The 19,302-nt window shown below is 71.1% G+C and carries 20 protein-coding genes and 1 tRNA gene; 15 read left to right on the top strand and 6 right to left on the bottom strand.

The window, feature by feature from the left end; genetic code table 11:
- Positions 1–13: 13 nt before the first annotated feature.
- Positions 14–316 carry a multidrug ABC transporter ATPase gene (locus tag E9228_RS08850; RefSeq protein WP_166780236.1) on the bottom strand — a complete coding sequence of 101 codons (303 nt, stop codon included), beginning with the start codon at positions 314–316 and terminating at the stop codon, positions 14–16.
- A gap of 53 nt (positions 317–369) precedes the next feature.
- Between E9228_RS08850 and E9228_RS08845 the strand changes: the two genes are divergently transcribed.
- Together E9228_RS08845 and E9228_RS08840 are read left to right on the top strand one after the other, a co-directional pair.
- Positions 370–747 carry a cold-shock protein gene (locus E9228_RS08845; RefSeq protein WP_110905101.1) on the top strand — a complete coding sequence of 126 codons (378 nt, stop codon included), beginning with the start codon at positions 370–372 and terminating at the stop codon, positions 745–747.
- Between the two features lie 2 nt (positions 748–749).
- A complete protein-coding gene (locus tag E9228_RS08840) occupies positions 750–1,304 on the top strand; it encodes a DUF3027 domain-containing protein (RefSeq protein WP_166780235.1) in 555 nt (184 codons plus the stop codon).
- A gap of 117 nt (positions 1,305–1,421) precedes the next feature.
- Here the strand turns inward: E9228_RS08840 and serC are convergent, their stop codons facing one another.
- Positions 1,422–2,540 carry a phosphoserine transaminase gene (serC, locus tag E9228_RS08835; protein WP_166780234.1) on the bottom strand — a complete coding sequence of 373 codons (1,119 nt, stop codon included), beginning with the start codon at positions 2,538–2,540 and terminating at the stop codon, positions 1,422–1,424.
- A gap of 194 nt (positions 2,541–2,734) precedes the next feature.
- Between serC and E9228_RS08830 the strand changes: the two genes are divergently transcribed.
- The 4 genes from E9228_RS08830 (at position 2,735) to E9228_RS08815 (ending at position 6,988) form a co-directional block, all read left to right on the top strand.
- Complete coding sequence (locus E9228_RS08830; RefSeq protein WP_166780233.1) at positions 2,735–3,430, top strand: iron-dependent transcriptional repressor DtxR; 696 nt, start codon at positions 2,735–2,737, stop codon at positions 3,428–3,430.
- A gap of 384 nt (positions 3,431–3,814) precedes the next feature.
- On the top strand, positions 3,815–4,858 hold the full coding sequence (locus E9228_RS17320) for a C40 family peptidase (protein WP_166780232.1): 1,044 nt from the start codon (positions 3,815–3,817) through the stop codon (positions 4,856–4,858).
- Between the two features lie 422 nt (positions 4,859–5,280).
- Complete coding sequence (locus E9228_RS08820; RefSeq protein WP_166780231.1) at positions 5,281–5,775, top strand: HNH endonuclease; 495 nt, start codon at positions 5,281–5,283, stop codon at positions 5,773–5,775.
- 85 nt (positions 5,776–5,860) lie between these two features.
- Positions 5,861–6,988 (top strand): epoxide hydrolase family protein, encoded by a 1,128-nt coding sequence (locus E9228_RS08815; protein ID WP_166780230.1) that lies wholly within the window; start codon positions 5,861–5,863, stop codon positions 6,986–6,988.
- A 169-nt stretch (positions 6,989–7,157) separates the two neighbouring features.
- Here the strand turns inward: E9228_RS08815 and E9228_RS08810 are convergent, their stop codons facing one another.
- Positions 7,158–8,849, bottom strand: a complete 1,692-nt coding sequence (locus E9228_RS08810; protein ID WP_166780229.1) for an HAD family acid phosphatase — start codon at positions 8,847–8,849, stop codon at positions 7,158–7,160.
- A 137-nt stretch (positions 8,850–8,986) separates the two neighbouring features.
- On the opposite strand from E9228_RS08810, the gene E9228_RS08805 reads away from it, so the two are divergent.
- The 4 genes from E9228_RS08805 (at position 8,987) to nadE (ending at position 12,327) form a co-directional block, all read left to right on the top strand.
- Positions 8,987–9,058: transfer RNA gene (locus tag E9228_RS08805), tRNA-Arg, on the top strand.
- Between the two features lie 257 nt (positions 9,059–9,315).
- Positions 9,316–10,881 carry a M15 family metallopeptidase gene (locus E9228_RS08800; protein WP_208385800.1) on the top strand — a complete coding sequence of 522 codons (1,566 nt, stop codon included), beginning with the start codon at positions 9,316–9,318 and terminating at the stop codon, positions 10,879–10,881.
- Between the two features lie 145 nt (positions 10,882–11,026).
- Complete coding sequence (locus E9228_RS08795) at positions 11,027–11,413, top strand: VOC family protein (protein WP_166780227.1); 387 nt, start codon at positions 11,027–11,029, stop codon at positions 11,411–11,413.
- An 86-nt stretch (positions 11,414–11,499) separates the two neighbouring features.
- Positions 11,500–12,327, top strand: coding sequence for an ammonia-dependent NAD(+) synthetase (gene nadE / locus E9228_RS08790; RefSeq protein WP_166780226.1), 828 nt, complete (start codon positions 11,500–11,502; stop codon positions 12,325–12,327).
- Positions 12,328–12,399: 72 nt separating this feature from the next.
- On the opposite strand, the gene E9228_RS08785 is transcribed toward nadE, so the two are convergent.
- From E9228_RS08785 to E9228_RS08775, 3 genes are all read right to left on the bottom strand, one after another.
- Positions 12,400–12,813 carry a hypothetical protein gene (locus E9228_RS08785; protein WP_166780225.1) on the bottom strand — a complete coding sequence of 138 codons (414 nt, stop codon included), beginning with the start codon at positions 12,811–12,813 and terminating at the stop codon, positions 12,400–12,402.
- A gap of 156 nt (positions 12,814–12,969) precedes the next feature.
- Complete coding sequence (locus E9228_RS08780) at positions 12,970–13,254, bottom strand: GlsB/YeaQ/YmgE family stress response membrane protein (RefSeq protein WP_166780224.1); 285 nt, start codon at positions 13,252–13,254, stop codon at positions 12,970–12,972.
- A gap of 140 nt (positions 13,255–13,394) precedes the next feature.
- Complete coding sequence (locus E9228_RS08775; RefSeq protein ID WP_166780806.1) at positions 13,395–13,658, bottom strand: glutaredoxin family protein; 264 nt, start codon at positions 13,656–13,658, stop codon at positions 13,395–13,397.
- A gap of 75 nt (positions 13,659–13,733) precedes the next feature.
- On the opposite strand from E9228_RS08775, the gene E9228_RS08770 reads away from it, so the two are divergent.
- From E9228_RS08770 to E9228_RS08750, 5 genes are all read left to right on the top strand, one after another.
- Positions 13,734–14,690 (top strand): PrsW family intramembrane metalloprotease, encoded by a 957-nt coding sequence (locus E9228_RS08770; RefSeq protein WP_252727972.1) that lies wholly within the window; start codon positions 13,734–13,736, stop codon positions 14,688–14,690.
- A 29-nt stretch (positions 14,691–14,719) separates the two neighbouring features.
- On the top strand, positions 14,720–16,447 hold the full coding sequence (locus tag E9228_RS08765) for an adenosylhomocysteinase (protein WP_166780222.1): 1,728 nt from the start codon (positions 14,720–14,722) through the stop codon (positions 16,445–16,447).
- The gene (locus tag E9228_RS08760; RefSeq protein WP_425248374.1) at positions 16,444–17,880 is read left to right on the top strand and encodes an amidohydrolase family protein; all 1,437 of its coding nucleotides are present in this window, start codon (positions 16,444–16,446) and stop codon (positions 17,878–17,880) included. The genes E9228_RS08765 and E9228_RS08760 overlap by 4 nt, the downstream gene beginning before the upstream one ends.
- A complete protein-coding gene (locus E9228_RS08755) occupies positions 17,877–18,374 on the top strand; it encodes a cupin domain-containing protein (RefSeq protein WP_252727971.1) in 498 nt (165 codons plus the stop codon). Before E9228_RS08760 ends, E9228_RS08755 begins: the two co-directional genes overlap by 4 nt.
- A 100-nt stretch (positions 18,375–18,474) precedes the next feature.
- Complete coding sequence (locus E9228_RS08750; RefSeq protein WP_166780221.1) at positions 18,475–19,296, top strand: transporter substrate-binding domain-containing protein; 822 nt, start codon at positions 18,475–18,477, stop codon at positions 19,294–19,296.
- Positions 19,297–19,302: the final 6 nt, after the last annotated feature.

Here is a 19,302-nt window from a genome sequence, read left to right as displayed (position 1 = left end):
TCCGGGGCGGACGTCAGCGCGCCTCTGCGCGGTGCTGCCGGGCCTTGCGCGTCCAGGTGATCACCAGGAGCGTCAGCATGAGCACGAACGCGATCGGCGGACCGAAGTAGACCACCCCGAGTGCGACCGGCCAGATGCCGTCGCCGGGGATCTGCTTCATCGTCAACCACCCGATGATCATGACGACGAAGCACGCCAGGATGAGGCAGACGATCCCTCCGACCATGAACGCGAGCGTGCGTTCGGTACGATTGAACGTCGCCGGGGGTTCCGCAGCAGTGCGGGGGTCCCCGGTGGATCGGGTCGGCTTGGCCATCCACCCAGGATATCCGAAGCACCGCGGCCGTTCATGTGACGAGGAGTCCCAGCATGCCCACCGGCAAGGTCAAGTTCTACGACGACCAGAAGGGCTTCGGTTTCATCTCCGGAGACGACGGCGACCAGGTCTTCCTGCACGCCTCCTCCCTGCCCGATGGTGTGACGACGGTCAAGGCCGGCACCAAGCTCGAGTACGGGGTCGTGCAGGGCAAGAAGGGGACCCAGGCGCTGACCGTCCGGATCCTCGAAGCCCCGCAGTCCCTGGCGAAGATGACCCGGCGCTCCGCCGACGACATGGCGGTGATCGTCGAGGACCTCGTGAAGGAGCTCGACCGGATCAGCGGCGACCTGAAGCGCGGTCGCTACCCGAAGAACGGTGAGCGCATCGCCACCATCCTGCGACACGTCGCCGACCAGTTGGACGCGTGAACATGACCACTGACCTCACCGAGCTCGCCCGCGGCGCACTGCTCGAGATCACTCCCGAAGCGACGGTCGGCAGCGCCGTCGGCACCGTGGACGAGGGCGACGGCGTCGTCTCCGTCCTCTTCGCGAACCGCATGCCCGGCTACCCGGGATGGCGCTGGACCGTCAGCATCGCCCAGGTCGAGGGCGACGACCCCACCGTGCTCGAGGTCGAGCTGATGCCGGGTGACGGCTCGCTGCTCGCCCCGGAGTGGGTGCCGTGGTCCGAGCGCCTGGCCGACTACCGGGCGGCGCAGGACGACGAGGACGAGTCGGACGACGACGAGGACGACTCGGACGACGACTTCGACGATGACGACGAGTCGGACGACGATGAGTCAGACGACGACGAGTCGGACGACGATGACGACGAGGACGACGAGTCGGACGACGACGTCCCGCCCCCGCCCACCCGTGGCCGCCGACGGACCCGGCGCGTCCGCCCGGTGGACCCGGACGACGACCTGGACCTCGAGCAGCTCGACGTCGGCGAGGTCGACCCCGGCTTCCACCGGTCCTGACCCCGCAAGACGCGCTGACCCCGCAAAACGCGCTGACCCCGCAAGACGCAACGTGGGCGGCAACACGCAACGGAATACCGCTGCGAGTTGCCGCCCACGTTGCGTTTTGCGGGAGGGCTAGCTCGCGAGCGCGGCGACCACGTGGTCGATCGCCCGGGTCAGCTGCCGCACGTCGTCCGGGTCGATCGCGGTGAACGTGGCGACGCGGAGCTGGTTGCGACCGAGCTTCCGGTACGGCTCCGTGTCGACGATGCCGTTCGCGCGGAGCGTCGCGGCCACGGCCTTGGCGTCGATGGAGTCGTCGAGGTCGATCGTGACGACGACCTGCGAACGGTGCGCCGGGTCGGTGACGAACGGCGTCGCGTAGTCGGACTCCTCGGCCCAGTCGTACAGCGTCGAGGACGACGTCTTCGTGCGGAGGTCGGCCCACGCCAGCCCGCCGGACTGGTTCATCCAGCGGACCTGGTCGTCGAGGAGCAGCAGCGTCGTGATCGCCGGGGTGTTCAGCGTCTGGTCCAGCCGGCTGTTGTCGACGGCGTTCTGCAGCGACAGGAACTCCGGGATGTACCGACCCGAGGCGGCGATCCGCTCGACCCGCTCGATCGCGGCGGGGGAGAACAGCGCGAGCCAGAGCCCACCGTCCGAGGCGAAGTTCTTCTGCGGGGCGAAGTAGTAGACGTCGGTCTGGTCCACGTCGAACGCGGCACCACCGGCAGCGCTCGTGGCGTCGACGACGGTCAGCGCGCCCGGGTCCCCGGCGGCGCGGACGACGGGGGCCATGACGCCGGTCGAGGTCTCGTTGTGCGGGTAGGCGTAGACGTCCACACCCTCGACGATCTCGAGTTCGGCGCGGGAACCACCCGGGGCCTCGACGACGTGCGGCGCCTCGAGCCAGGGGGCGGCGGCGGCCTTCGCGAACTTCGACCCGAACTCGCCGAAGGACAGGTTCTCGGCCCGACGTTCGATGAGCCCGAAGGCCGCGGCGTCCCAGAACGCGGTCGAGCCGCCGTTGCCGAGGACGACCTCGTAGCCGTCCGGCACCTGGAAGAGGTCGGCGAGCCCCTGGCGGACGGACCCGACCAGGTCCTTGACGGGCTTCTGGCGGTGCGAGGTGCCGAGGACCGTGGCGCCGCGGGTGACGAGGGTCTCGAGCTGCGCTCCGCGGATCTTCGACGGACCACATCCGAAGCGGCCGTCGGTGGGGAGGAGGTCGGCTGGGATGACGATGTCTGCCATGGACCGATCCTAGCGACGAGGCGGGTACCGCCCCCGTGGACCGACCGGACGGGACGGCGGGGCCGGGCCTGCGTGGCGGGGGTGCGGTGTGCCTCCCGTCCGGCGTCCGCGCACAGCGCACGGTGTCGGTGCCGTCTGGTCGGTCCCAGCAAGTAGTGTGGGTCGGGCTGGGCCAGGACCATGAGAGGCGGACCGTGACCGATCTCGTCGACACCACGGAGATGTACCTCCGCACCATCCTCGACCTCGAAGAAGAGGGGATCGTGCCGCTGCGCGCCCGGATCTCGGAGCGCCTCGGGCACTCCGGGCCGACGGTGTCGCAGACGATCGCCCGCATGGAGCGCGACGGGCTCGTCGTCGTCTCCGGGGACCGGCACCTCGAACTGACCGACACCGGTCGCTCCCGTGCCACGCACGTCATGCGCAAGCACCGTCTGGCGGAGCGCCTGCTCGCCGACGTCATCGGGCTCGACTGGGCGTTCGTCCACGACGAGGCCTGCCGCTGGGAGCACGTGATGAGCGAGCAGGTGGAAGTGCGCCTGCTCGAGATGCTCGGCAACCCGACGGAGTCGCCCTACGGCAACCCGATCCCGGGTCTGGCGGAGATCGGCGGACCCACGGCGGCCGGGTTCCTCGACGGCGTGCACAACATCGTCGCCGCGACCGACGACACCGACGCCGTGGCGACCGGCGTCATCCGTCGCCTGGGCGAGCCGGTGCAGTTCGAGCCGGAGCTGCTGCACCAGCTGCGGTCGGCGGGCGTGATGCCCGGTCGGACCGCGAGCGTGCAGCGCGCCGGTGCCTACGTGTCGGTGCGTGTGGACGGTGAGGACTCGGGCATCGAGTTGCCGACCGAGGTCGCGCAGCACGTCTACATCAGCAATGACTGAGCTGGACGGGCTCTGACCGCCGTCTGGGCAGCGGTCGTAGGGGTCCTGAGCGCGTTGAGCAGCGCGAACCATACGGGGTACGTGCAGGGGGTACAAGCCCCGGATCGTTGCGGACCGGTCTGCCGTACGGCGTGCGGAGATTCGTGAAGCAGCTCTGACCGGGGGTTCTTGACCGGATCGTTACCAGATCACGGTTTCATCTCGACATGGCGACAGCGCACCCGTACACTCGACGAGTCCCCGAGAGCAGCGATCGCGGGGGCCCGTGGCAGGACGTCTCGAAACCCGTCTCCTGCCTGAGTCGGAAACGATGACGAACGGATGGGGTTGCACACGCCGGGCTGATCGCCCAGCGGGTGATGACGAGGCGCCGGAGACTCCCCTTTGACCCACACCGGAACCGCCGCGGACGACTCGACGACCGCGAACCCGACGAACACCGGTGACGCCACCGCAGCTCCCCTGACCCGCAGGGCAGCACGCGAAGCAGCGGAGCGGGCATCACGCCGCCCGCTCGCCCGCACGGCGTCCACCCCCGCCCGCACCCACGCCACCCGCACGGCGTCCACCCCGGTCCGTGCCGGCAGCGCCCTCGGTGTCGCGCGCACCGCCACGACGGCGGCCCCGAAGCCGACCGCCGCCTCGCGCAAACGCAAGTTCATGGCCCCCGTGGTCCTCGCCGTCGCCGCGGGCATGTTCGGCACGATGGCCGTCCCCGCCGCCTTCGCGAGCACGCAGCCGAGCACCACCGCCGAGACGGCCCAGCAGTCCCTCGTCGCCGCCCAGTCGCAGGAGTTCGACGTGTCGGCCGCCGCCGGTGTCGCGGACACCTCGCGTGACGGCTTCGGCGCCACGTCGACCGCGACGCTCACCGCCCGGAAGGACGCTGCGCAGGCGAAGGCCGACGAGCACGCGAAGGAGGTCGAGGCCGCCCGCGCCGCGGCCGCCGAGCAGTACGCGTACGACGGCAAGACGGCGAAGGACTACCTCGCCGCCTCGACGACCAGCAGCGCGAACGCCGCGACGACCTCGACCGCCGCCGCCCCCGCGACGACCGTCGCCCCGGTCGCCGCCGGCACCCCGTTCTCGCTGCCCGCCGTCGTGGCCACCGCCAAGCAGTACATCGGCACGCCCTACGTCTTCGGCGGGGCCACTCCGGCCGGCTTCGACTGCTCCGGGTACGTCATGTACGTGTACGCGCAGTACGGCATCAACCTGGCGCACTCGGTCCCGCTGCAGGACCAGGCCGGCACGACGATCCCGACGTCCGAGGCCCAGCCCGGCGACGTCGTCATCTTCAACAACGAGGCGCACGACGGCTTCTACATGGGCAACGGCATGATCATGGACGCCCCGAAGCCCGGCGGCGCCATCTCGATCCGTCCCATCTGGACGAGCGACTACCACATCGTCCGCTTCGGGATCTGACGACCAGACCCCACCCCACCGGTGACACCGTCTGACGCGCTGCCGTCGACCATGTGAACACCGTCAGAACCGGCCCCGCACCTCTCGTGCGGGGCCGGTTTCTGGGTTAGCCTGCACGCATCGGTTCGACTCGACCCGAATGGGAGCCCACATGTCGACGTCACGCACGACCCGCACCATGGGTCGGCGCGCGCATGTCGACATACGGACGACCACAGCCTGCATGCCTCGGCACGCGCGCGACTGACCAGAGCACTGCCCTGACGGGTGGTGCTCTTCGTGTTTGCGGACCTCCCCGCCCGGCGGAGCGGTCCGGCCGACCCCCTGCTCCGGGAGTCGGTGGTTGTGATCACCCGCTCGATGCCGACCGGCCCGGTGCCCGTACCGCCTGGAAGCCGTCCAGGCACGTCGGAAGGGAACCCATGCGCACTCTCGTCCTCAACGCCGGTTACGAGCCCCTCGCGGTGATCTCGTTCCGTCGAGCCCTGGTCCTCGTCATGAACCAGAAGGCCTCCGTCGTGGCCGCCGACACCCTGCACCCGGTCACGGGTTCAGCCGTCAGCTTCGACCGTCCGTCCGTGATCATCCTCACCCGGTACGTGCGGATCCCGCAGTCCCGGCTCATCCCGGTGTCGCGACGCGGAGTCCTCCGCCGCGACGCCAACCGGTGCGCCTACTGCGGCCGGAACGCCACCACGATCGACCACGTGCAGCCGAAGTCGCGCGGCGGCCGGGACTCGTGGGAGAACCTCGTCGCATGCTGCCTGGCGTGCAACAACGTCAAGGGGGACCGTACCCCGCGGGAGATGGGCTGGGCGCTGCGCTTCCCGCCGAAGGCCCCGCACGGCTCGGCCTGGGTGGTGCGCGGCATCGAGCGTCCGCAGCCGGACTGGGACGAGTACCTGGTCGCCGCGTAGACGCGTCGCGCCGGACGGGAGGCACGGGTGCGGTGACCACGTGCCTCCCGTCCGGCGCGTCAGCGGTCGCCGGTAGCGTTCGCGCATGAGCGAGAGCGCACGGTTCGACGACGGCACCATCGAGGACCTCCGAGCACGCCTCCGGGCGACCCGTTGGCCGGACGCGCCCGCCGGCACCGGATGGTCGCTCGGGGCCGACGTCGACGAACTCCGGGACCTCGTGACCTGGTGGGCGGACGACTTCGACTTCGCGGCGCACCGGGCGGCACTCGACGCACTGCCGGGACGCCGGGCGACGGTCGGCGGCATCGACGTGCACCTCCTGCACCAGCAGGCCGACGGCGCCGGGGCCCTCCCACTGCTGTTGGCGCACGGCTGGCCGGACTCCGGCTGGCGGTACCGCCGCGTGCTGCCCGACCTGGTCGCAGCCGGCATCGACGTCGTCGTGCCGGACATGCCCGGGTACGGGTTCTCAGCCGCACCGTCCGTGCCCCTCGACTCCCGCGACGTCGCCGGGCTCTGGGCGGAGCTCATGACCCAGCTCGGGTACGACCGGTTCGCCGTGGCGGGTGGGGACATCGGCAGCGGTGTCGCCCGCTGGCTCGCGGTCGACCACCCCGACCGGGTCGTCGCCGTGCACCGGATGGACGCCGGCATGCCCGTGTACGACGGGGACCCGGCAGCGCTGTCCGCGGCCGAGCGGGAGTTCCTGGCGACCGCCGAGCAGTGGCGCGCGGACGAGGGCGCCTACGCGGCCATGCACCGGACGAAGCCGCAGACCGCCGCGGTCGGGCTGACCGACTCCCCGGCCGGACTGGCGGCGTGGATCGTCGAGAAGCTGCGGTCCTGGAGCGACTGCGACGGGGACCTGTGGTCGGTCTGGTCACGCGACGACGTGTGCGCCCTGCTCACCGAGTACTGGGTGACCGGCACGATCGGTTCGTCGATGCGGATGTACCACGCCAACGCCGAAGTCCCCCGGAGTGAGCAGGCCCGGCGGGTGGAGGTGCCCTCCGGGTTCACGCTGTTCCCGGTGGACCTGGTGCGGCCGCCGCGGGAGTGGCTCGAGCGGACGACGAACCTGGTGTCGCTCTCCGAAGCGTCCCGGGGCGGGCACTTCGCGCCGGTCGAGCAGCCGGAGCGGTACGTCGCCGAGCTGGTCGGGTTCCTCGCACCGTTCCAGCGGGCGTTCGTCCGCCCCGCGGGCGTCTGACCCAGCACCGGGACGAACGGGAGGCCCGTGGCGGTGTCGCCACGGGCCTCCCGTTCCGTCGTCCGCCCGGTCGGGCAGGGCTCTGCCTGCTCCGGCAGGGCTCTGCCTGCTCCGGCAGGGCTCTGCCTGCTAGGGCAGGGCTCTGCCTGCTAGGGCAGGGCTCTGCCTGCTACGGCAGGTAGTACGTCGGGTTCGGCAGCTTCACGGACCGGTCGGCGGAACCACCGATCAGGTCGCTGTACTGGTCACCGACGTTCGCGACGACGTCGTAGCCGCCGCCAGCTCGCGACTCGATGTACGCGCGCGTCTGCGACTTGTACTCGATCGTCGTGCACTTGGCGGTCACACAGTGCACGTACGACGGCTGCTGCGAGGTGCCGGTGCCGGTCCACTTCGTGAAGTAGGTGCGGTTGCCGTCCTGCTCGGCGGCGAACTGCGGGAAGCCGACCCGGTGCAGGTTCTCGATCGTGGCGGTCTGCTGCGCCTCGTTGCGACCGGTCAGGCCGATGACCGTGCATCCGGAGCGCTCGGCGACGGACACCAGGTTCGTCATCGCGGGCGTGGCCGGGAACCGCTCGTCCTGCACCCATTCGTCCTGCTCGGTCGGGTCGAACACGAAGTGCATGTCGGCGACCTCCATGTCGTACGTCCACAGTGTCGTGTCGTCGGCGTCCAGGACGATCGCCGGGTTGCGGTGACGACGGTCGGCCGCGGTGCACGCGGCGGCGACGGTGGGGATCTGCCGGGCGACGATCGACCGCATCTCGCGGATGTACGGGCTGTCGGTCTTGTCCGCGATGCCGGTGCCGGGGTCGCCGTAGTACGTGGCGATCGTCGCCTTCACCGAGTCGATGTTCGGGATGCGTTCGCCGCCCTGCGTGCGGCCGGATGAACCGTCGGCAGCCATCCGGAACGAGGTGCGCGGAGCCAGCTCGGGCTCACGGACACCGGGCAGGTCGGCCGAGGGGAGGTAGTAGGTCGGGTTCGGCAGCTTCAGGGTGTCGTCGGCGAAGCCGCCCTGCAGGTCGGACCACTGGTCGCCGACGTTGAGGGTGATGTCGTAGCCCAGGTCCTGCTCGATGTGCTTGCGCGTGAGGGCCTTGTACTCGACGGTCGTGCACTTCGCCGTGGCGCACGTGACGTAGCTCGGCTGCTGCGAGGCGCCCTTGCCGGTCCACTTCGTGAAGAAGCGGTCGTCCGTGAAGCCCGAGTAGCCGACCTTCGCCAGGTTGGCGAGCGACGCGGCCTTCTGGTCGTCGTTCCGACCCGTCAGGCCGAAGACCGTGAAGCCGACCTCCTGCGCGGCGGCGACGAAGCCCACCATGGACGGAGTCGCCGGGAATCGCTGGTCCTGCACCCAGACGTCCTGCTCGGCCGGGTCGAACACGAAGTGCATGTCCGCGACCTCCATGTCGTAGGTCTCGAGCGTGGTGTCGTCGGCGTCGAACACGATCGCCGGCTTCTCACCGTGCCGGACCGCACGGTCGTAGGTCTTCTGCAGGGAGCGGGTCTGCTTCTCGATGATCGAGTGCATCTCGCGGATGTACGGGCTGTCCGTCTTGTCCGCGATGCCGGTGCCGGGGTCGCCGTAGTACGTCGCGATCGTCTTCTTGACGGAATCGATGTTCGGGATGCCCTCGCCGCCCTCGGTCTTCCCCGACGAGCCGTCCGGCGCCATCGTGAAGTGGGTGCGGGGCGTGAGGTGGCGGTCGGCGCGGCTGCTCGCGCTGCTGCTGGCCGTCGTCGTGTGGGCGGTCGTGGTGGCGTTCGCCGACGTCCCGCTGAGCAGTGCGCCGGCGAGTGCGGCCGCGGTGACGGCGGCGACCGCGGCGGAACGGCGCGCGGTGGAGGAGAGGGGCATGCGGGTCCTTCGGTCCGGGACTGCCCCCGACCGGGGGCCATGGCTGACGCTAGCTGTGAGCGTGCCGTGCGTCCAGGGTCCGTTGTCAACGGCACCAGAGGGAGCGTTCCGCGGCTCCCGCTAGAGTGGTCGGGCCGGCCTCTGTAGCTCAATGGAAGAGCAGTTCCGTCCTAAGGAAAGGGTTGGGGGTTCGAGTCCCTCCAGGGGCACTTCCGGTGGTGCGTCCCGTCCCGTCCTCAGGAAAGGGTTGGGGGTTCGAGTCCCTCCAGGGGCACTTCCAGCAACCAGGACGTGCTCGTGTCGACTCCGAGTGGCCGCGGTTGACCCCCGTTCTGGGGTCCGGTGGACCGGGGAGGGCATGACAGTGTGCCCTCAGGGTGCGAGGGGCGTGCCCTGAGGGGGAAACACGATGAGTAGTTCATTCCAGCGGTCCGACGCGGAGGATCCTTCGTCACGGCCGAGTTCGATGAGTCGACGATCCGTCCTGCTGTTCGCAGGCGCAGCCGCGTTCAGCGTCGCCATGCTCCGGGGTACCACAGGTGCCGTCGCGGCAGAGGCCTCGAACCTGACCCTGCCCTCGTACCCCGATGCGAGCTCGACCGAGCGCGACCGGTCGTTCGCGGTACGCGCCGCTGCCGACTACCCGAACGGTCAGATCCCGGACTCCGCACTCGCGTTCGTCGCGGTCTCGACGACGGGTCTCGGGGACCAGTACCTCGTCGACACCGCCGCTGCCGCGTTCAGCGCGTTGAGCGCCGCGTTCGAGAACGCTCTGGGCAAGTCGTTGACGGTCGCCGAGGCATACCGGGACCTGGCCCGTCAGCAGTACCTCTACGACGGATGGATCGCGAAGGAACCGGGTTTCAACCTGGCGGCCGAGCCGGGGACCTCCGTCCACGGTCTCGGGCGAGCGGTGGACTTCAGTGGCGGAGTGAACTCCTACGGGACGCCCGAGAAGACCTGGATGAACGCCAACGCTCCGAAGTACGGCTGGCAGCCCAAGGGTGACGGGTTCAGTCCACAGGAGCCGTGGCACTTCGAGTACGACGGCAGCTACAACGCCGTTCCGGCAGTGGCGTCGAGCGTCGCGGTCCCGGGCGACAACGGGACCCTGTGGATCTGGAACGGCACCGCCTCGAAGACCGGCCTCGCCGTCAACACCGGAGTGCCGATCGCTGCCGGCACGTCGCCGGCCATCGCGTTCAACGGGTCGGACCTGGCGGTCGCGCTCGTCACGACGGGGAACGTGTTCGCCACCTGGGTCGGACGAGCCGGTCAGAAGGGGCAGTCTCGAGCGACCACCGTGGGGATCATGCCGGGTACGAGCCCGGCGATCGTGCCGCTCAGTGACGGACGCTACGCTGCGGCGTTCCAGGGCACGACGGGGGAACTGTGGACGTGGCGTGGCATCGCCGGTACGAGTGGTGTCGCGACGAGCACCGGGCGCACGATGGCCGCGGGGACCAGCCCCTCGATCACGACGGTCGGTTCCGGGATCTCCGTGGCGTACCAGGGCACTGATCGCTCACTGGTGACGTGGTACGGCCAGCCCACGGAGACGGGCCAGGTCCGGAGCACCGGAGTCGGCATGAAAGCCGGCACGAGCCCGTCGATCACCCGGGTGAACGGGTCGACGGTGTCCGTGGCGGTGCAGGCCAACACCGGAGGGCTGTGGATCTGGACCGGCCGGCCTGGAGCATCGGGAACCGGCGTCGAGGCCGGGATGGGCATGAAGGCGGGCACGAGCCCGTCGATCACGCTCATCGGTGACGAGCTCGCCGTGGCGGCTCAGGCGAACACTGGTGACCTGTGGACCTGGCACGGAGCGCCCGGCGATCGTGGCGTCGCGCGGAAGATCGACGTCGGGATGGCAGCGGGGACGAGCCCGTCCATCGCCGTCACGGGCACGCAGCTCGCCGTGTCGCTCCGGGCGAACTCGGGTTCGCTCTGGACGTGGGCCGGCGGTTCGGGTGAAGCCGGCAAGGCTGCAGCCGGAGGGATCGGGATCTCGGCGAGCCCGTCGACCGTCTAGCGGATGACCCGCGCCGGGAGTGCCGGTGCTCACGACGAGCACCAGCACTCCCGGCGACACGTCGTCCGAGCGTGGTGCACCCACACGACGACCTGTCCTCGCCCGGGAGGGTGCACACTTGCTGCACCCGAACGAGGAGGCCCCCGTGTTCCAGCCCACCAGCGCCTACAGCGGATTCAGCGTGGACGACGTCGACGCCGCCGTGGCCTTCTACGCCGGGGTGCTCGGCATCGACGTCCGTGTCCTGGTCGCCGGCCAGATGATGCAGCTCCGGTTGCCGGGTTCGGACGTCGCGGTGCTGGTGTACGGCAAACCGGATCACACCCCGGCGACCTTCACGGTGCTCAACTTCGTCGTGGACGACATCGACACGGCCCTCGACGACCTGGCTGCGCTCGGTGTCCACCCGACCGACGGCGGGCAGTGGGCGGACGAGCGGCAGGTCCTCCGCGGTCGGGCCCGGGACATGGGGCCGGACATCGCCTGGTTCGCCGACCCGGCTGGCAACGTGTTCTCCGTCCAGCAGCAGTGACCGGGGCCCGCCGCGCAGGCTGATCCGATCCGAGCAGGTGCCGAGAACCCGTGCGGATGACGGTGGTGCAGGCGGATACTGGGGGAGTGCGAGAACTCCAAGCCGCCATCGCCGCGGACCTCAACGTCCAGCCGACCATCGACCCCGAGCAGGAGGTCGCCCGGCGCGTGGGCTTCCTGCGCGACTACCTGCTGACCACCGGCGCGAAGGGGTACGTCCTCGCCGTCAGTGGCGGGCAGGACTCCACCCTGGCCGGCCGTCTCACGCAGCTGGCGATCGAGTCGCTCCGCGCTGACGGTCATGCGGCCGAGTTCACCACCGTGCGGATGCCGTACCGCGTGCAGGCCGACGAGGACGACGCGCAACTCGCGTTGCAGTTCATCGCCGCCGACCCGGGCATCGTCGTCAACATCGAGCACGGGGTCGACGGGGTCGTCCAGGACACGGCGGACGCCGGTGTCGCCCTGAGCGACTTCGTCAAGGGCAACGTCAAGGCCCGGATGCGGATGGTCGCGCAGTACGCCGTGGCCGGCCAGCGCGGCTACCTGGTCGTCGGCACGGACCACGCGGCCGAGGCCGTGACCGGGTTCTTCACGAAGTACGGCGACGGCGGTGTCGACCTCACCCCGCTGACCGGTCTGACGAAGAGCCAGGGGCGCCAGCTGCTCGAGCACCTCGGCGCTCCGGCCCGCCTGTACGAGAAGGCACCGACCGCGGACCTGCTCGACGACCTGCCCGGACAGACGGACGAGGCGAACCTCGGCCTGACGTACGCCGAGCTCGACGCGTACCTGCAGGGCCACGACGTGCCGGTCGAGGTCGCCGAGGCGATCGAAGCCCGCTACCGCGCGACCGAGCACAAGCGTCAGGTCCCGGCGTCGCCGTTCGACGAGTGGTGGCACGCGACGGCGTGACCGCCGGCAGGCGGACAGACAGGAGGCTCCCCACCGGTCCGGTGGCGAGCCTCCTGTCTGTCCGTGGTGGCGTCAGGCCTGGTCGCGGTCGCCGCGTCCGTCACGGTCGGAGTCCGGGTGCCCGGCGTCCTGCCGGTCGTCGTCCTGGTGCCCGAGGTCCTCGTTCGCGAGACGTTCCTGCCAGAGGATGCTGCGTGCCGCTCCCTCGAGGACGTCCTCGACCGGGTGGCCGGTCTGCGCCGCGAGCGCTCCGCTGAGGCCGGCGGTCAGCGTGCCGCCGGCCTGCGCGAGCCGCTCCACGACCTCTTCCTGGCGCGGGGTGAGCGGGACGTCGACCAGTTCGTCGACGGCGTCGCGGATGTTCGCCTCGCTCGCGTCCAGCGCTTCTTCGTCACCGGACTGCAGGGCCGCGGCCTCACCGACCACGACCAGCCCGAGTCGGGCTGCGTCCTGCTCCGGGCGACGGGTGTCGTTCTCGTCAGTCATGACGTGGACCGTACGCGCCGCGCCTGCGCGCGTTCCGGACACGGGGGACGTGCTCCGCACCGCACCCGCCACGTGACGGACGGGAGGCCCGGTACCAGCTGGTACCGGGCCTCCCGTGGGTGGTCAGCGCGTCAGGCGCCGACGCGAGGTCGCTGGTCAGCGACGGTTCGTGCCACGACCCGCGAAGCGCGTGTAGAGGAACAGCACGATGACCGCGCCGATGACCGACCCGATGATGCCGGCCGGCTGGAAGAAGCCGTCCGTCGGGTCGTGCTGGAAGATGAGGAAACCGAGCAGGCCACCCACGAACGAGCCGACGATGCCGAGGACGATGGTCATCAGGATCGACATGTTCTGCTTGCCGGGGATGATCAGTCGGGCGAGTGCACCGGCGATGAGGCCGATGACGATCAAGCTGATGATGAGGCCGAGTACGCCCATGGTGTTCTCCTTGTTCTACGGCCGGTCCGAGGCTGCGGCGGATCACCGAGCTCAGGGCCGAGGTCCGAGTGAACACCAGATCGGCTCAGCGTGTCACCAGGAACGCCGGACTCCGGCCCGGACGGTGCGCCCGGTCGGGGTCAGAGAGCGCCCGAGGACTCCAGCTCGCTCTGCAGCTCGGCGTCGGACGGCTCGACGAAGTGCTTGCCGTTCGGCAGCACGACGACGGGGATGTTCTTGCGCCCGCTGATCGCCTCGGCGCGGTCGGCCGCCGACAGGTCCGCCTCGACGTCGACGTACTCGTAGTCCACGCCCAGTCGGTCGAGCAGCGCCTTGGAACGGCGGCAGTCGCGGCACCAGTCCGCGCCGAACATGGTCACCTTGTCGAACGTCTCGTCAGTCATGTCGGTCACTACGTCCGCCGCGCCTTCCGTATTCCCGGTGACCGGCTCGGTGTGCGCGGGAGCACGATGGGCCGCATGACGCTCGAGACCGAGGCGCAGGTCAGCGCCCACCCGCACCACCGGCACGGCTGGTGGTGGAAGACCCTGCTCGGCGGGTTCCTGCTGTGGGTCGTGACGATCATCGTGACGATCGCCACGCAGAACACGAACCTGGTGCCGACGATCATCCTCATCGGCAGCTTCCTGGTGCCGTTCACCGTGGTGCTGTTCGTCATCGAACGCGTGACCGGCACGGTCAGCACCATGCAGCTCGTCACCGCGTTCTTCGTCGGCGGGGTGCTCGGTGTCCTCGGGGCGTCGCTGCTCGAGTCCGACCTGCGTCCGGGTGCCGGGCTGTACCTGCTCGTCGGCTTCGTCGAGGAACTGGTCAAGGGCATCCTGCTCGTCGTCGTGGGGTGGCGGGTCCGACCGAAGACCGCACGGCAGGGGGCGCTCCTCGGCGCGACCGTCGGGGCCGGGTTCTCGGCGTTCGAGTCCGCCGGGTACGCCTTCAACGCCGCGATCACCACGCGCGGCATCGACCTGTCCTCGCTGCTGCAGACCGAGGTCGCCCGCGCCGTGCTGTCCCCGGTCGGCCACGTGCTCTGGACGGCGATCCTCGGGGCGGTGCTGTTCGGGGTGGCGCACGGGCGGCCGACGTTCCGGTGGGCGTGGCAGATCCTCGTCGCGTACGTCGTCGTCGCGGTGTTGCACGGGCTCTGGGACTCGAACTCGACGATCTCGACCCTGCTGGCGTTCGTGCTGACCGGCACGCCGTTCTCCGCCGCGCAGAACGGGTACGTGCCCTCGTCCCTGGCCGGCGTCGTCACGTCGCTGTACATCGCGGGGCTCGCCGTCGTGTCGGTGATCGGTGTCGCCGTCCTGGTCGGCGTGCTGCTGCACTACCGTCGTCAGGCCCGGCGCCTCGATGCCCGACGTGACCTGGCGCTCGGCGCCTGGGCCGGATCGCCGCCGCCGCACCCGCTCCGCTGACGGCTGCCGGAGCGCCCTACGATGGGCGCATGCCGAGCGCCGACCCGACAGCCCGCGCCGATCCGGCGCTGCTGGCCTGGGCCTCCGCCGCCGTGCGGCACACCGCCCGGGTGACGAACATGCTCGTCGCCGCCCGGCGCTTCCGCATCGTCGGCGGTGACGCCCGCGATGCGGCGGTCCTCCGCGACCTGCTGACGGGCCTCGGTGCCCGCCATGCCGAGGACGGCGCGCACGTCGACCAGCTCTGGTGCCTCGGCACGCCGGACGAGTCCGTCGCCGCCGTCGAGCAGGCCACCGCCGACCGGCCGCGCGGATCGACGTTGCTCGTCGTCGACGCCGGCCGCCACGTCCCCGCCGTCGACGAGGACGCCTTCGGGCCGACGACGCTCGCGCGGCCCGGGGTGCTCGGCGTGCCGATGACCTCCGACGACGTGTTCCTCGTCTCGACCGGCCGGGACGCCGAGGACGACCCCGCCGCCGAGGCCCGGATCCGCTGGGCGCGGCGCTCGATGCCGGTCTCCCGTGCCCTCGCCGACGAGCTCCGGCAGGGCGGCCTGCTCCGCGGCACCCGGATCGGCGTCAGCCTGTTCCTCGAGCCGAAGACCGCGGTGCTCGCCCTGCTGCTGCGGGACGCCGGCGCCGACGTCGTCGTCTACGCCCACGCGGACGAGACCGACGACGCCGTGGCGGACGTCCTCCGCCGCGCGGGCCTCCCGGTGCACGCGAGCAGCACGGCCACCGTGTCGGAACAGCGGGACCTGGCGCTCGCGATGCTCGACACCCGGCCGCACGTGCTCGTCGACGACGGGTCGCACGTCATCCGACTCGTGCACCAGGAACGGCCGGACCTGCTGCCGACGATGCTCGGCGCCGCGGAGGAGACCACGAGCGGCCTCCGCCCGCTGCGCGTCATGGTGTCGCGCGGCCAGCTCGGGATCCCGGTCGTCGCGGTGAACGACGCCCGCACCAAGACGTTCTTCGACAACCGGTACGGGACCGGACAGTCGACGGTGTTCGCCACGCTCGACCTGCTCGAGGGCCTCGACGACCCGTCGCCGGTGCTCGTGCCGGCAGGGGGAGGCTCGGCCGTCGTCGCCGGGTTCGGTCACGTCGGTGAGGGGGTCGCCCTGGTGCTCCGCGCGCTCGGGTTCCGGGTCACCGTCGCGGACCCCGACCCGGTCCGCGCGTTGCAGGCCCTGTTCGCCGGGTACGCAGTCGCCCCGCTCACCGAGGCCGTCCGCACCGCCGACCTGGTGATGAGCGCCTCCGGCGTGCCCGACACGATCAGCCTCGCCGTGCTGCGGGCCTGCGCCCCCGGAGCGGTCGTCTCGGTGGCGGGTGGGGTGGACCAGGAGGTCGCCGTGGACGACGCGCTCGCCGCCGGAGCGGTCCGCACGACGATCGGGCGGAAGGTCGAACGCGTGGCCATCCCGGACGGGCCCGACGTGCTCCTGCTCGACGGCGGCGGCTGCATCAACATCACCGCTGCCGAGGGCAACCCGATCGAGATCATGGACCTGTCCTTCGCCGCGCAGCTCGGGGCGGTGCGGATGCTCGTCGAGCACGGCGACGAACTCGACCGCGCGGTCGTGCCGATCGACCCCGAGGTGGACGCGGTGACCGCCCGCGCGGCGCTCGCCGCGTTCGGGACGGTGGTCGCGCCTCCCGGCGGTCCCGGAACCGCCGGACCGACCGCAGCCCAGCCCGCCGACCGTGGTCCGGACGTCCGGACCCGACGGTTCGGGGACCCGGCGTGACCGACCAGCGGGCGGCTCTGCCGGTCGTGGCCGGGCAGGCACCGACCGGCTCGACGACGACCGTGCACTCGGCGCGGATCGTCGTGCCGATGACCGCGCCGCCGATCGCCGACGGTGCCGTGGCGGTGCGTGACGGACGGATCCTGCACGTCGGCGAACGCTCCTGGGTGGTGGACCAACTCGACGGCAGCCCGTTCACCGAGCGACGGTGGCGCGGCGCCCTGCTGCCCGGGCTCGTCAACGCACACACGCACCTCCAGTACACCGGCATGGCCAGTGTCGGGCGCGACCAGTACGACGGATTCGAGGACTGGGCGTCCGCGTTCAACACCGTCTACGCCGAGCCGCACGACTGGCGGGCCGAGGCTGCCGCCGGCGCCGTGCAGTCGATCGCCGCCGGGGTGACGAGCATCGCCGACGTCGTCACCGACCTGGACGCGGCCACCGCGCTGCAGGACGCCGGCCTCGGTGGGATCGCCTACTGGGAGGTGATGGACTGGGAGAACGCGGCCTGGCAGCAGCACGGGCGCGACCAGGTCCTCGACGAACTCGCACGCGTCCCGACCACCCCCGGTGCCGGACTCTCACCGCACGCGCCCTACTCGCTCGACGTGGCACCGCTGCTCGAACTGCCCGACATCGTGCGGCAGCGGGGGCTGCGGCTGCACCTGCACCTCGGCGAGGCCGCCTTCGAGGGGGAGCGGACCGCCGTCGAGCCGGTCCCCGGGTTGGAGGGCGTCGCCGGCGTCGGCCACGGCGCGGACTGGCACCTGGCGAACGTGCCGTCGTTCCGGGCGATGCGGGCCCTCGGGTTCGGGGCGAGCGCGACGTCGTTCGTCGACCGGCTCGGTGTCCTCGGCCCGGACTGCCACATCGCGCACGGCGTCTACATGACCGCCGCCGACCGGGCACTGCTCCGGGCCCGCGGCACCGCCGTCGCGCTCTGCCCCCGCTCGAACGCCGTCATCGGCCTCGATCCGCCGCCCGTCGCCGACTACCTGCGGGAGGGCAGCCCGATCGCCGTCGGCACCGACTCGCTGTCGTCGTCGCCGTCCCTCGACCCGATGGCCGACGTCACCGCATTGCACCGGATCGCCCGCGCCCAGGGGTACACCGGGCGTGACCTGCACGAACGGCTGCTCGCCGCGGCGACGCTCGGCGGGGCGCACGCGATGGGGCTGGCCGTCGGCCCCGACCGCATCGGACACCTGGCCGTCGGTGCCCGCGCGGACCTCGCCGTGTTCGACGTCGACTCGCGGACGGTGCCCGACGCGCTCGCCGAACTCGTCGAGGACGGCGGTGGGCGTGCCGCTGCGACCGTCATCCGCGGGGTCGTCCGGACCGCCGACGCCGCCCGGGTGCCACCGGGCACCTCCACCAGCACGACCTCTGCCACCGCACCGCTCGTCACCCCCAGCAAGGAGTCCCGATGACCGACACCGCCCCCCGACCCGGCATGGCCGCACGACGGACCGTCTCCGGCGAACTCGTCGAGTGGCTCGACGTCCCGACCCGGGCTCGCGCGCTCGGGATGGAGCCGCACCCCGAGGGCGGCTGGTACGTCCGGACCTGGACGTCGTCCGCGGCGGTGCAGACGCCGGCGGGGGAGCGTCCCGCCGCGACCCTCATCCACTTCCTGCTGCCCCCGGGCGAGGCCTCGGCCTGGCACCGGGTCACGAGCGACGAGATCTGGATGTGGCACGGCCCGGACGCCGTCGAGCTCGAACTCGGTGGGTCGGGCGACCAGCCGGAGCCGGGCGCGCGGATCACCCTGGGCCCGGACGCCGGCCGTGACCGGGTCAACGACGCGCAGGCGTTCGTCCGCGGTGGCGTCTGGCAGCGGACGATCCCGCACGAGGGCGAGGTGCTCCTCAGCTGCCTGGTGTCGCCCGGGTTCTCGTTCGAGGACTTCACCCTCGCCGACTGAGCCGGCGCCGGCCGTCGTACCGCGTCATCCGCTTCGCGCTGGTATCCCACATCGAAGTACACTTCGACCTGCCCTGTTCCCCTCTGACGAAGGCCAGACCGTGACCCGTCCCCTCCGCCTGACCATCGCCATCGCCACGGCCCTCGTCGCCGCGACCGCCCTCGCCGGCTGCTCGTCCGGCGGTGGTGACAACGCCGCCGGCACCGTGACCGACGGCAAGCTCACGATCGCCACCGGCCAGCCCGCGTACTCGCCCTGGGTCGAGGACGACCAGCCGCAGTCCGGCAAGGGCTTCGAGGCCGCCCTGGCGTACGCCGTCGCGAAGGAGATGGGCTACAGCAAGGATGACGTGGTCTGGAAGCGCAGTACCTTCGACAGTGCCATCGCGCCCGGTGCGAAGGACTGGGACCTCAACCTGCAGCAGTTCTCGATCGACGCCAAGCGCAAGAAGGCCGTGGACATGTCGTCCGCGTACTACACGACCACGCAGGCGGTCGTGACGAAGAAGTCGTCGGCCGCCGCCGATGACACCACCGTCGCCGCGCTCGCGAAGGACACCATCGGTGTCGCGGCCGGCTCCACGAGCATCCAGAGCGTCAAGGACGTGCTCGGCGTCACCCCGCAGGTGTTCAACTCCAACGACGACGCCGTCCTGGCGCTGCAGTCCGGCCAGATCGACGCGATCGTCACCGACCTGCCGACCGCCTTCTACATCTCCGCATCCCAGGTGGACGGCGGCACGGTGTCGGCGCAGTTCCCGGCCGACGGCCAGGGCGACCAGTTCGGCATCGTCCTGCCGAAGGACTCGAAGCTCACGCCGGAGGTCGACAAGGCACTCAAGTCGCTCGACGACGACGGCACGCTGCAGGACCTGCAGACGAAGTGGCTGTCCTCCGAGACGAACACCCCGGTCCTGAAGTGACGCGGG

The organism is Curtobacterium salicis, assembly GCF_011759505.1.
Lineage (GTDB): Bacteria > Actinomycetota > Actinomycetes > Actinomycetales > Microbacteriaceae > Curtobacterium > Curtobacterium salicis.
Note: the sequence above shows the minus strand (reverse complement) of the source record. Positions and strands in the feature narration are given on the sequence as shown.

Excerpts from the sequence above, each read along its gene's own strand:
- E9228_RS08850 (WP_166780236.1), bottom strand. The coding sequence starts at position 316 with ATGGCCAAGCCGACCCGATCCACCGGGGACCCCCGCACTGCTGCGGAA.
- E9228_RS08845 (WP_110905101.1), top strand. The coding sequence starts at position 370 with ATGCCCACCGGCAAGGTCAAGTTCTACGACGACCAGAAGGGCTTCGGT.
- E9228_RS08840 (WP_166780235.1), top strand. The coding sequence starts at position 750 with ATGACCACTGACCTCACCGAGCTCGCCCGCGGCGCACTGCTCGAGATC.
- serC (WP_166780234.1), bottom strand. The coding sequence starts at position 2,540 with ATGGCAGACATCGTCATCCCAGCCGACCTCCTCCCCACCGACGGCCGC.
- E9228_RS08820 (WP_166780231.1), top strand. The coding sequence starts at position 5,281 with ATGCGCACTCTCGTCCTCAACGCCGGTTACGAGCCCCTCGCGGTGATC.
- E9228_RS08815 (WP_166780230.1), top strand. The coding sequence starts at position 5,861 with ATGAGCGAGAGCGCACGGTTCGACGACGGCACCATCGAGGACCTCCGA.
- E9228_RS08810 (WP_166780229.1), bottom strand. The coding sequence starts at position 8,849 with ATGCCCCTCTCCTCCACCGCGCGCCGTTCCGCCGCGGTCGCCGCCGTC.
- E9228_RS08800 (WP_208385800.1), top strand. The coding sequence starts at position 9,316 with ATGAGTCGACGATCCGTCCTGCTGTTCGCAGGCGCAGCCGCGTTCAGC.
- E9228_RS08785 (WP_166780225.1), bottom strand. The coding sequence starts at position 12,813 with ATGACTGACGAGAACGACACCCGTCGCCCGGAGCAGGACGCAGCCCGA.
- E9228_RS08780 (WP_166780224.1), bottom strand. The coding sequence starts at position 13,254 with ATGGGCGTACTCGGCCTCATCATCAGCTTGATCGTCATCGGCCTCATC.
- E9228_RS08775 (WP_166780806.1), bottom strand. The coding sequence starts at position 13,658 with ATGACTGACGAGACGTTCGACAAGGTGACCATGTTCGGCGCGGACTGG.
- E9228_RS08770 (WP_252727972.1), top strand. The coding sequence starts at position 13,734 with ATGACGCTCGAGACCGAGGCGCAGGTCAGCGCCCACCCGCACCACCGG.
- E9228_RS08765 (WP_166780222.1), top strand. The coding sequence starts at position 14,720 with ATGCCGAGCGCCGACCCGACAGCCCGCGCCGATCCGGCGCTGCTGGCC.
- E9228_RS08755 (WP_252727971.1), top strand. The coding sequence starts at position 17,877 with ATGACCGACACCGCCCCCCGACCCGGCATGGCCGCACGACGGACCGTC.